The 11,506-nt window shown below is 42.0% G+C and carries 11 protein-coding genes; 5 read left to right on the forward strand and 6 right to left on the reverse strand.

From position 1 onward, the window contains the following. Window positions 1–126: 126 nt before the first annotated feature. Window positions 127–2,655, reverse strand: a complete 2,529-nt coding sequence (locus CYLST_RS22155) for a mannose-1-phosphate guanyltransferase (protein WP_015209973.1) — start codon at window positions 2,653–2,655, stop codon at window positions 127–129. Between the two features lie 378 nt (window positions 2,656–3,033). On the opposite strand from CYLST_RS22155, the gene CYLST_RS22160 reads away from it, so the two are divergent. After that, on the forward strand, window positions 3,034–3,222 hold the full coding sequence (locus CYLST_RS22160) for a hypothetical protein (RefSeq protein ID WP_015209974.1): 189 nt from the start codon (window positions 3,034–3,036) through the stop codon (window positions 3,220–3,222). A 638-nt stretch (window positions 3,223–3,860) separates the two neighbouring features. Here the strand turns inward: CYLST_RS22160 and CYLST_RS22165 are convergent. Both CYLST_RS22165 and CYLST_RS22170 read right to left on the reverse strand, forming a co-directional pair. Further along, a complete protein-coding gene (locus CYLST_RS22165) occupies window positions 3,861–4,265 on the reverse strand; it encodes a hypothetical protein (RefSeq protein ID WP_015209975.1) in 405 nt (134 codons plus the stop codon). Window positions 4,266–4,533: 268 nt separating this feature from the next. Continuing rightward, window positions 4,534–4,803 carry a YciI family protein gene (locus tag CYLST_RS22170; RefSeq protein WP_041233220.1) on the reverse strand — a complete coding sequence of 90 codons (270 nt, stop codon included), beginning with the start codon at window positions 4,801–4,803 and terminating at the stop codon, window positions 4,534–4,536. A gap of 291 nt (window positions 4,804–5,094) precedes the next feature. Between CYLST_RS22170 and CYLST_RS33630 the strand changes: the two genes are divergently transcribed. After that, window positions 5,095–5,232: an alpha/beta hydrolase gene (locus tag CYLST_RS33630; RefSeq protein WP_172642166.1), complete on the forward strand. Its 138-nt coding sequence runs from the start codon at window positions 5,095–5,097 to the stop codon at window positions 5,230–5,232. On the opposite strand, the gene CYLST_RS33635 is transcribed toward CYLST_RS33630, so the two are convergent. Then, window positions 5,216–5,398, reverse strand: a complete 183-nt coding sequence (locus CYLST_RS33635) for a hypothetical protein (protein ID WP_157162627.1) — start codon at window positions 5,396–5,398, stop codon at window positions 5,216–5,218. The genes CYLST_RS33630 and CYLST_RS33635 overlap by 17 nt on opposite strands. Between CYLST_RS33635 and CYLST_RS22175 the strand changes: the two genes are divergently transcribed. Continuing rightward, the gene (locus tag CYLST_RS22175; protein ID WP_015209977.1) at window positions 5,386–5,613 is read left to right on the forward strand and encodes a DUF433 domain-containing protein; all 228 of its coding nucleotides are present in this window, start codon (window positions 5,386–5,388) and stop codon (window positions 5,611–5,613) included. The two genes, CYLST_RS33635 and CYLST_RS22175, sit on opposite strands and share 13 nt — an antisense overlap. 3 nt (window positions 5,614–5,616) lie before the next feature. Further along, complete coding sequence (locus tag CYLST_RS22180) at window positions 5,617–5,988, forward strand: DUF5615 family PIN-like protein (RefSeq protein WP_015209978.1); 372 nt, start codon at window positions 5,617–5,619, stop codon at window positions 5,986–5,988. Window positions 5,989–6,289: 301 nt separating this feature from the next. On the opposite strand, the gene pheT is transcribed toward CYLST_RS22180, so the two are convergent. Beyond that, window positions 6,290–8,725 carry a phenylalanine--tRNA ligase subunit beta gene (gene pheT / locus CYLST_RS22185; protein ID WP_015209979.1) on the reverse strand — a complete coding sequence of 812 codons (2,436 nt, stop codon included), beginning with the start codon at window positions 8,723–8,725 and terminating at the stop codon, window positions 6,290–6,292. 413 nt (window positions 8,726–9,138) lie between these two features. Then, complete coding sequence (locus CYLST_RS22190; RefSeq protein WP_015209980.1) at window positions 9,139–9,606, reverse strand: GNAT family N-acetyltransferase; 468 nt, start codon at window positions 9,604–9,606, stop codon at window positions 9,139–9,141. A gap of 819 nt (window positions 9,607–10,425) precedes the next feature. Here CYLST_RS22190 and CYLST_RS22200 point away from each other — a divergent pair. After that, complete coding sequence (locus tag CYLST_RS22200; protein WP_085960564.1) at window positions 10,426–11,448, forward strand: IS4 family transposase; 1,023 nt, start codon at window positions 10,426–10,428, stop codon at window positions 11,446–11,448. Window positions 11,449–11,506 lie beyond the last annotated feature (58 nt).

Below are 11,506 nucleotides of genomic sequence, written 5' to 3' on the forward strand. Positions count from 1 at the left end.
CATAATCCGATTCATCCTGATTCAGACAATTACGCTATCCTGTTCATCCCATAATCCGATTCATCCTGATTCAGACAATTACGCTATCCTGTTCATCCCATAATCCGATTCATCCTGATTCAGACATTAAATTTCAGCTGCGTACTGTTCTTGTTGTCTTTCGACGAATGTTTGCACACGAGAGCGGTAATTTCTCAAGGTTTCATCTACCCAATCGCGATCGTTACTGTTGGCGTATAAATGTACTAATGGTTCACTGGCATCTGGCAAAACTAATAGCCAACTATCATCATAGGGCTGACAAATTTTTACCCCATCAATTAATTCTAGATTTTGGGCTGGGTGAGTTTCCACCAAATAACGCATCAGTGACCCTTTCGCTGTCCAGGGGCAGCGCACTGTATAAGTTTTGTACAATACACGGGGTAATTCTGATCTGACAGCTGCAAGCGATCGCTCTTGGATGGTCAACATTTCAATCAGCTTGGCAATACAGAACATAGAATCAAAGCCAGGATGCAGATGGGGGAAGATAAAACCAGTATCGCCACTACCTCCCAGCACCACATTGGCATATTTCTGCGAAGCTTCCATCAATGCTGTCGGATTTGCTTTGGTGCGAATCACCTTACCATCATGGCGACGGGCTACTTGTTCCACAGCACTAGAAGCGTGAACTGGGACGACTACCGTGCCTCTAGGGTTAGCGGTTAACATCATATCCACCATCAGCGCTGTGAGTATTTCCCCCCGGATGGGATAACCCGATTCATCAACTAAAATCAACTGTTCCCCGTTCGCTGATACCTGAACACCAAAGTTAGCTTTTAGTGCTTCAACCACATGGCCTAATTGAGTTAGTAGTCCTTCGCGGTTAGTTGTCGTCATCGAGGTTTTATTCAAACTGGCATTCAGCACCACGGCATCAGCCCCAAACTTATCTAACATTTGGGGTAAAACAGCCCCAGACACAGCATAAACATAGTCAATTACCACTTTTGCCCGACTGTTACTCAGAGTAGAAACATTCAATAGTTTCTCAAAAGCAATACAATAAAGGTCATTCACCTGGCTGGGGTATGCCACATCGCCAATTTCATGAACCAGCGCCCGCCGCATATCTTCTTTAAAGTAAGCCCCTTCAATTTTCTTTTCCCAGGCTTTGGTGATATTAATCGCCTTGTTATCCATAAATTCAATCAGGATATAATCAGGGCGGTCTGGGTGGGCGCGGACATGGATACCGCCAGCTACTGACATTGTGGGGATAACTGTGCGGGCGATGGGAATCGCTGTGGCATCAAGGTTTTGAATATTAATTCCGACTGACATTAAACCTGCAATTAGCGATCGCGTTACCATTCGAGAAACATTCCGCTGATCACGAGAAACCGTTACCTTAGAACCAGGTTTCAAGGTAGAACCATAAGCAGCCCCCAACTTCACCGCAAATTCTGGGGTAATGTCGATATTTGCTAATCCTTGCACACCACGTTGTCCAAATAAATTCCGTTGGGCGGTGTTTCCCCAAATCAGGTTAATGTTTAAAACAGCACCTGACTCAATTTTTTTACTCGGCCAAACACGCACACCAGGGCTAATTTGAGCTTCTTCTCCCACGGTGGAAAGGGAACCAACTACGGCTGCTTCTAATACATGAGCACGGCGATTTACACGAGTACCACGGGAAATTACACAGGCAGACAGATGGGCTTCATCCCCAATGATCGCCCCATTCCAAACTATCGGCCGCTTGAGATTAGCATCAGCACCAATGGTGACATTATCCCCAATCACAGTCCCGTCTTCAATCTGTACTCTCGCCCCAATGCGGCAATTATCGCCAATCACCGCTGGAGTTTCAATAATTGCCGTGGAGTCAATATAAGTATTTTGACCAATCCATAACCCTGTGGAAACTTCCTTGTAGGCAAAATCGAGTTTTACCTTGTGATTTAAGGCATCATACTGAGCTTGACGATAGGCGTCTAAGTGACCAACATCGCACCAGTAACCTTGGGCAATGTAACCATATAGTGGCTCATTTTTTGCCAGTAGTAAGGGGAATAAGTCTTTGGAAAAGTCAGATTCCATGTTATCTGGCAGGTAGTCCAACACTTCTGGTTCGAGAATGTAAGTACCAGTGTTGACGGTATCAGAAAAAATTTCACTGCTAGAGGGTTTTTCTAAAAATCGTCGAATTTGCCCCTCTTCATCGGTAATCACCACCCCAAATTCTATTGGGTTGGGAACGCGGGTTAAAATTAGAGTAGCTTTTGACTGTTTTTGTTTATGAAATGCGATCGCCGCTGAAAGATCAAAATCTGTGATGCTATCCCCGCTAATCACTAAAAAAGTTTCATCAAGGAGTTCAGCAATATTTTTTACACAGCCTGCCGTACCTAGCGGCTGGTCTTCTTCCACAGCATAGGTCATCTGCACACCAAAATCGCTGCCATCTTGAAAGTAATCTCGCAAAACATCAGGTAAGTAATGCAAGGTGGCAATCACTTCCGTAATTTGATGTTTTTTGAGAAGATTGATAATATGTTCAGCAATTGGTCGATTTAGAATTGGCACCATCGGTTTAGGCAAATCGCAAGTTAACGGACGCAGCCGCGTTCCCGAACCTCCAGCCATCAGTACTGCACGCATAATTCCCTCCTTAGCTGTTTGCAGCTTATGCTGCTTCAAGACCCGTGAGATATTTTCTGTACCTCTTTAATCTAGCCAATTCTGCCAGCATCCCCACGCCTGACTGTAGAGTACTAATAGGATAAATAGCAGACAGAGTATTTTTACTTATGTAGAAAATATTGCTGTTGCATATATAGCTTCAACATCTCACTCTGACAACAAAGTAAGACTGTTTTGGTATCATCTAAATATAGCAATCCTCAATCATGGGTGAAAATTTAGCTGAATTCTCTCTGTGTCCTCAGCGTCTGGAGCGGTTCCTTAAAAAAATGACTTTTCACAAACCAAAAAAATAGTTAGCTAAAATTCTATAAGTTACTAAGGGAGTTGATGAGAATGGAATTAATTACTTTTGGGTTATTAGTGGTTTATGCCGGTGGGATTTGGAAGTTCTGGACTGGGTTTACCAAGACTAACTTTACGCAAACTTTGCCTAATCGCATTGGTTTAGCTTTGTTATGGCCAGCTTTATTTATTGCCAATTCATCCTATCGACGTAATTTTAGAAAGGCACTTAAAGGTTAGAAATTAGTATTAATTGCATAGCAGCTTAGGAGTACATTCGCCAGTACTCCCTAAGGCTACTAAGAAAGTTACAAAAATCAATCTTAATTGATAATTCTTAATTCATCTGCCGATTAAGAATTATCAATTAAGAATTACAAATTAGCCGATAGGCGTAAAGCTCAGTCACGAAGAGTGCTGAGATATAAGCGACATTTCGGCAGGCTCAATGCATCGCTCGTGCGGTTTTAACCGCATTCAAAATTAATTTTTGGTACAGGGCGTGGTGTAATATGGTTATACCACAGGTAGAATAACCGCTAGCACAAATGGATAACCAACCCCAAAACGACTGGCTAGGAAACAATAATGGATAGTGGGTAGCGAGTAAACCACAATAAACAAAGCTAGGATGCCAACGCGCATTCAGACCAGTGAACAACACTATCTATTGATTGTAAAAAGTACCGTAGGGCATACGGGAACTGGAGAAATGATTCTCTAACGCTTAGGGAGATGAAGCCCACTGGGGTCAACCAAATTAGGCTAGAAACTTTGTTCAATAAACGGGTTTCCGGTTTAAGTATTGCCGAAAGGATGGATGATTTTAAGGTACGTCGATGAACTAAGAATCGAGCGTGTCTTCAGACCTGAGAGTGTCAATTTCTATTAGTAAAGATGTTGATGACTGCACCTGCAACTGCACCATCGACGGCATCACCAAGGGTGTCTTTACGACCACGAGTAACCGCGCCGACAGCTGTGCTAGCTGCTGCACCTACCCCTATATCTTGACGCAAATTACGGCGTCTTTGATCGCGGGGGCTTCTAGTACCATTGACCAAATTGACAGCGGCACCAGCAGCAGCACCTTTAACAGCATTGTTTAACACTGAACCGCGTCTTCTCACAGCACCAGATGTCACACTAGCAGCAGCACCAATACCCACATCTCTGATTATTTGGTCATCAGCAGCGGCTGGTTTAGCAGGAACTAAAGTCACACCGGCTAAAGAAGCAGTTATCAGGCTGCTTATCAGTGTTCGTTTCCAGATTTGATTCATAGCGACACCTTATCACAAAGATCAAAAAATCGAATTTGTTGCTGTAGCAGATGAACTGTTTTTTATGCAGTCAACAGCAAAATTTTCTGGCATGAAACCATTTTTATGGTTACATTAAACAAGTCTTTGTCGCATCTACTAAAAGTGATAATCTGGAAAACCAGCGCCCAGTTAATCTACATACTTATCGGCAATTTAGTTTAGATTGTATGGACAGTTTAGGAATCGTCCATACAATCTAAACTATTCAAATAGAAATCGCTGTAATCTAAAAAGCCTGAATCCACTCTTTAACAAAGTATTCAGTCCAAATGCCGTGTTTCCAATAAGGATCAGCTTCAATCAATTGGCGCACAGTGGCTTCGTCTTCCGCTTCGTAAATACCAAAAACTTTAGTCACATCTTTGGTAGGCCCGATAGTAATCAATACACCAGATTCTTTCTGTTTTGCTAATCCGTCTAAATGCGCTTGGCGATAGGGGTCACGTTTTTCTAACACGTCTTCGCAGTAACTTCCCCACATTATATATTTGCTCATATTTGAATACTTTCCCCTATAAATATGTAGACAAAATAATCATACATAAATAGTCTACAAGATACTTATATTTTAATGCTTTTATATTTTTCTCTTCCTCTGCGACGGCAGTCGCTACAACTGGGGGAACCCCCGCAACGCGCTGCCTCCTCTCTGCGTCTGGAGCGGTAGCCTGCGGCACGCCGCTCCGCGTCTACATTAAAAAAATACTGCTGTAATACCTCCGGCTCCCGTAAGGGATACACAACTCAAATAGGATTGTTATAGCATAACAAGTCGCTGAACTGGGTTATGGTAATGAAAATTGGGAATTGGCAAAAACTCTTACCAATTACCAATTACCAATTACCAATTACCAATTACCAATTACCAATTACCCATTACCAATTACCCATTACCAATTACCGATTAATTAACTTCGCAGACTAACGCCGAATTTTTCTACTAAGGCATCGCGGACTTGATTGTGTACTGGCTGGACTTCTGCTTCGGTGAGAGTGCGATGATCGGCAATTTCTTCTAAGATACAAAGATGGGTTATCGAGCAAAATAGAGAAAGAGCAAACACCGAGAGGGCACAAAATGGAAATCGCACAATACATCAGCGTAGACCCTGCCATCCACCACGGTACCCCCGTCATCACTGGCACCCGCGTGCCCATCTCCATTATCATCGGCTCCCTCGCAGGCGGCATGAGCAAAGAAGAAGTCATGGAAGAATACGAACTCACCAAAACCCAAGTCGAAGCCGCTCTCAGCTACGCCGCTGATCTTGTTAAACACACCGAAGTCACTGCTCTGGGAGCGTAAGCATTGAACTTCCTTGTAGATGAAAATATGCCCCGCTCTCTCGCGCCCCAAATTGCCACATTAGGATTCGCTGTGCAAGACGTGCGCGATATCGACTTACGCGGACATCCTGATAGTGAAGTGATGGAGGCTGCGGTTGATGCCGATGCTATTATCATCACCCGCGACAGAGGACTTGCTGATCCTAGAAGTTGGTCTGAAGCCTTCACTGCTGGAACTATCTTCATCAACCTTCCCGACGACACTCCAGCTAGCACCGTCAATGCCAAAATTATCGAACTTTTAGCCAACCGTTTGCCGGTCTCCCTGTTGGGTGCCTTCACTACCCTCGAAGCCCGTCGCGCCCTCTCTCGTTCTGTTCGCCGCAGACCTTAAGTGGTTAACGTGAGTTCGACGGATAGGAAAGCCCAAAAAGATTGCTAGATATGAATTTGCTCAACTGGACAGGGCCAAGCGATCGCTACGATTGATTGAGAATCAGCAAAAAAGCCGCTAAAAAATGCCGAGACTAATAATATCTAAAAAAACCTTCCATTGACATTTACCCAAAAGATTTGCTTGCACTACCTCCTGCCATTTTTTAGTTCCGTCGAACTGACGTTAAGTGGTTATGGTAATGAGAATTGGGAATCGGGAAAAACTTTTACCAATTACCTTTTTCCCCATTACCGATTAATTAACTTCGCAGACTAACGCCGAATTTTTCTACTAAGGCATCGCGGACTTGATTGTGTACTGGCTGAACTTCTGCTTCGGTGAGAGTGCGATCGCTGGCGCGATAATTTAAGCGAAAGGCTAAACTGCGTTGTCCTGAGGGCACATTCTCACCGCGATACTCATCAAACAACTCTACAGACTCCAGCAACCCTTTACCCGCCTTGGTAATCACTTTTTCAATTTCCGAGACAGTTAGCTTGACAGGGGCAAAAAAGGCCAGATCGCGATCGCTTGCTGGATAGGTAGAATAAGGATGGAACTTTGGCATCAAAATCTCATCAATATCCAAAGACTTCAAAATCTCATCGATATTCAGTTGAAACGCGTAAACTGAATCTGGTAAACCTTTTTCCCGCCGCAATTGGGGGTGGAGTTGCCCAAAAGTCCCCAGTCTGTTACCCCGCGCCCACAGCGAAGCAGTGCGTCCAGGATGCAAGCGGGAATCACGATGATCTGGTTGAAACTCTACCTGCAAGCCAAGTTGGCGAAATACACTTTCTAAAATGCCTTTAGCTTCAAACCAGGTGATAGGTTCCTCACCACCGCTTTTTGACCACTTACCCAAGCTAGAATCACCACCAATAATCCCCGCCAACGCATCAGTTTCTAGCAAACCCTCTTCTTCCTGCCAGAAAATGCGCCCAATTTCAAAACCATTCAGAGAACCATTTCCCTGCTCTAAGTTATATTGAAAAGCATCAACCAACCCAGAAATTAAATCAGTTCGCAGCGCTGAATATTCCGCAAACAAAGGATTAGTCAAAACAATCTGTCTTTCTTCTTCTGGTTTAACTAAAGAATAATGAATTAATTCCGTCAAACCTTCCGCCCGCAAAAAAGCGCGTAACTGGCGGATTATTTCCTGATCTAAAGGCAAATAGCCAGCTTCCGCCTTATCTGGTAGAGTATCGCAAAACTTGTCATAGCCATAAAGACGAGCAATTTCTTCAATCAAATCAATTTCCCGTTCTAAATCGCGATAACGATAAGGTGGTACCGTCACCGTCCAAGTACCTTCCCCAGTAGCAGTTAACTGACATCCCAAAGCCGTCAGAATCCGAGCTACATCTTGTCCTTCCAGTTCTCCACTTTCCTCACCCAAATCAATTGGCCCCAACACCTGATTAATTCGCTCTAAACGCAGGGCAATAGAATGAGACCAAGTAGAAGTTGCTGGGCGGCTGTCAGCAACTTCTTGCTGGACAATCACCCCACCAGCCAACTCACTAATCAACAACAAAGCGCGGCGATTAGCTGTTTCCAACTCAGCGCGATTAACTCCCCGTTCATATCTGCCAGAAGCCTCACTTCTTAACCCTACACTGCGAGAAGAACGGCGAATTGCCACAGAATCAAACAGCGCCGCCTCTAAAACTAAGCTTTGAGTACCTTCATAAACTTCAGTTTCTTCTCCACCCATCACCCCCCCTAGGGCAATAGGTCTGTTGTTAGCAGTGATTAACAAATTTTGAGTTGTTAAAGTGCGAGTTTGTCCATCCAAGGTTTTGAGAGTTTCCCCAGCATCGGCAAAGCGCACCCCAATGGCTACATTTTCACTGCTAGCGACAGATTGTAACCGCTGCCAATCAAAGGCGTGCAGAGGTTGTCCCCATTCCAACAACACATAGTTAGTGATATCCACCACATTATTAATTGGTCGCACTCCAGCCGCCCGCAAGCGCTGTTGCAACCAATCAGGAGATGGGGCAATTTTTACGAGTTCAATCACCGTGCCGATGTAAGCTTGACTTGCTTGGGAATCGATGCTTTGTAAAGCTAAATTTCCTCCACCCTTGGTAATTGTTACCTCGCCTGGTTCTGGAATGGACAGTTTTCCCCCAGTCAAGGCTGCTACTTCTCTAGCCACACCCACCATACTCAAGGCATCAGCGCGATTAGCCGTAGCAGTTAAGTCTAGAATCACATCATCTAAACCCAACAACGGACGCACATCACTACCCAAAGACAGATTTTCCTGAGTAAAAATATGAATCCCGTCTACATCGGTGGGTAAACCAAGTTCTTTTAAAGAACAAATCATTCCGTTAGAGGGGACACCGCGCAACTTTGCCGGTTTAATTCTTAAATCGATATTCGGCAGGTAAGTCCCTGTGGTTGCAACTGGCACATAGATATCTGCGCGGACATTAGCGGCACCGCAAACAATATTTAAAATCTCATCGCTACCGACATCTACTTGACAAACACTCAACTTATCTGCGTTAGGGTGGGGTTGACGCTCAAGCACTTTCCCCACAACAACACCATTTGCCCAAGTGCGGCGATCTTCAATATCTTCTACCTCAAACCCAGCCATCGTCAGGGTTTCGGCTAATTCTTCAGGGCTAAGTTTTATTTCTACTAGTTCCCGCAGCCAATTTAGAGAAATACGCATAGAGTGTGATTGTTTGAAAAATCGTCTTTTGCTTTAATTTTAGGGTGTCTGCGAAGGAATTCAAAATCGAAGATTTTAAATTGTCTGAGAGACCAGACCAGACTGAGGTATCAAGGATGACTTTTATCTCTGCGGCACTGTTGCTTATAGTCTTAATCGCTTAGATCAAGGGCGGTTGTCAAAAATAGTAGGCGAAACCCGCTCTAGACATCGGTTAGATGAATTGAGGAAAAATCAAAAAAGCGATCGCCATTTTCCGCTGGTTGTGCCGAGTGCCTTTAAGTATAAAATCAGCACAATTATTCATATCCAGATTAATGAAAAGGAATTTATTGCTAGTAACTTGGAAGGATACAGATTTGTAGAAAAGACAGTAACTTATGCATTCTCAGTAACCCGACTTATACAGCGAATCACGGTACCCACCTCAAGAAACATCGATTACCATGCCGTTCACTAATTTCTGCACCCAACCGATGATAAAAACTCAGCCCACGAGTATTTCGAGCATCAGCATTCCAAGCCAGATGGGTACATTCATTTTCCTGAGCAATTTGAGCAAGTTGATTCATTAATGCTGCTCCCGCACCTCGACTTCTCATCTCTTCATCCACGTACAGATCGTCAAGCCAGATGCTGGGCTGACCGGCAAATGATGAGTATCTGAATCCATACATGGCGAATCCAATAGGACATCCTGAAGTCTCTGCAAACAAAACGTAAGAAAAAGGGATTGCTCTAAACAGAGCCTGGCGCAATTTAGCAACAGATGCTTGCAGCACACCAGAAAAAGCACCAATATTTCGGTCAAACTCTGATTTCTTTTGAATGAACGAGAAAATGAGCAATACATCATCGGGAGTAGCATATCTAACTTTCATCTAAACCTCCTAGGAGACCCACACTAGTTAAGCTTGGAGAGAATTTATTATGATTAGATTGTGACATATTAGATCATAAGTATCTTAATTACTGGCTTCCTGCTAAGGACGTTGCCAAATTTGCTGCTTCAGTATCTCCCTCTTTCTTGGATTTGGGGTAAAATGATGAAATTGCATCAAGAAAAATCAACGGTTTTACCCCAGTTTGATGGAAGAGAGTTAGATATCGCTACTCAACCCAAATGATTGAAAACCATTTTCAGTAATTCAGCACTAAATGGCTTTAGTAGATTTTAATGATTCTATCGCTTCAGCAAAGGCAACTTCTGTTAATTTTCATAATAATTATGTCAGGCTCGTTCACGAACAATACTATAAATTAGTTTGTACAGTCAAAATATATCCCTAGCTTATGGCAAAGTTTTATAGAGTAATCCGTGAAATCTTTTCTAGTTGATATTTTTATTATATTCATAAGATTATCAACAGATATATATCTCTCATCAGTGAGAATACAGGACTCATCAACAATTTTTTCTCCTGTTAGTTTAGCAAATGCTAGTGCCAGTATAAACATCAAAAATACTGATTGATATGGCATTTCTCCTGCTTCAAAATATGCCCAAAATCCTCCTTCTTTACCTAAAATATCAGATTCACCTGCGCTGAAAATACTAATAAATACTTGGGCGTATTCTAGTATTTTTACTGTTATATCTATCTCGGTATCCAGAAGTGTTGAATGTTAAGAAAATTCCGATAAGAATAGCCCAAAATATGTTAGATTTTGGGCAAAGGATTAAAATATTTCGATTAACGATGATTATAAATTCATTTCCCAAGATTGTCAAAAATATCCTGGGAGGGCTACCAAAAAATGATTATCCTGTTTTGAACAGCCGTCTTTTTGTCGAGTGTTGGTTAGCTTATGCCCTGGATAATAGCTTAACGAGTATGAGGGATTTATTTAAACGATTAAACAATACAGGATTTGATGTAGATATTTCCACGTTTTCCAAAGCTAACACTCATCGAAGTCAAGAAGTATTCCAGAAGATTTATCATCAATTAAATCAATTAGTCCAGAATAAAGTCCAGAAGAAGTTACACAATAAATATGCAATATGTCCAATTGATTCAACAATTATTACATTGACAAGTAAGCTGTTATGGATTCTGGATTATCATCAAGTTAAACTGTTTAGTTCCCTAAATCTTGCTACAGGAAGTCCAGAAGATAATTTCATCAACTTTGGTCATAATCATGATTATAAATTTGGCTCAAAGATGATGTCTAATTTGCCAGCAGATGCTGTTGGAGTAATGGATAGGGGCTTTGCAGGTTTAAATTTTATTCAAGAACTAGTTCAAGAAAATAAATACTTTGTGTTACGGATTAAAAATAATTGGAAGTTAGAATTTGAATCAGAAAATGGACTGGTAAAAATTGGCTCATCAACAGATGCACAAGCTTATAGAGTGATTAATTTTTGTGATTTAGAAACGAGAACTGAATTTCGCTTAGTCACTAATTTACCAACTAATGGAGATGCAGCAGTTAGAGATGATGATATTAGAGATATTTATCGCTTAAGGTGGGGAGTTGAATTGTTATGGAAATTTTTAAAGATGCACCTAAAACTTGATAAATTAATTACCAAAAATGTTAATGGTATTACCATACAAATCTATGCAAGTCTCATTGCTTATCTGATTTTACAACTTGTATCTGTTCCTAAACAATGGGGTGAAAAAATATTAGATAAATTCCGCTATTTACAAGCCTGTATGTGTCAACAAATTAGTTATGTACATTGGATGGAAGATATTATGAAATGTTGACAATTAACCCTTGATAGGACAATTACATCTTAGTATGTAAAGTTTTATTGCTGCATTC

It is taken from the genome of Cylindrospermum stagnale PCC 7417 (genome assembly GCF_000317535.1).
Classification (GTDB): Bacteria; Cyanobacteriota; Cyanobacteriia; order Cyanobacteriales; family Nostocaceae; genus Cylindrospermum; species Cylindrospermum stagnale.

Excerpts from the sequence above, each read along its gene's own strand:
- CYLST_RS22155 (WP_015209973.1), bottom strand. The coding sequence starts at position 2,655 with ATGCGTGCAGTACTGATGGCTGGAGGTTCGGGAACGCGGCTGCGTCCG.
- CYLST_RS22160 (WP_015209974.1), top strand. The coding sequence starts at position 3,034 with ATGGAATTAATTACTTTTGGGTTATTAGTGGTTTATGCCGGTGGGATT.
- CYLST_RS22165 (WP_015209975.1), bottom strand. The coding sequence starts at position 4,265 with ATGAATCAAATCTGGAAACGAACACTGATAAGCAGCCTGATAACTGCT.
- CYLST_RS22170 (WP_041233220.1), bottom strand. The coding sequence starts at position 4,803 with ATGAGCAAATATATAATGTGGGGAAGTTACTGCGAAGACGTGTTAGAA.
- CYLST_RS33630 (WP_172642166.1), top strand. The coding sequence starts at position 5,095 with ATGGTAATGAAAATTGGGAATTGGCAAAAACTCTTACCAATTACCAAT.
- CYLST_RS22175 (WP_015209977.1), top strand. The coding sequence starts at position 5,386 with ATGGAAATCGCACAATACATCAGCGTAGACCCTGCCATCCACCACGGT.
- pheT (WP_015209979.1), bottom strand. The coding sequence starts at position 8,725 with ATGCGTATTTCTCTAAATTGGCTGCGGGAACTAGTAGAAATAAAACTT.
- CYLST_RS22190 (WP_015209980.1), bottom strand. The coding sequence starts at position 9,606 with ATGAAAGTTAGATATGCTACTCCCGATGATGTATTGCTCATTTTCTCG.
- CYLST_RS22200 (WP_085960564.1), top strand. The coding sequence starts at position 10,426 with ATGATTATAAATTCATTTCCCAAGATTGTCAAAAATATCCTGGGAGGG.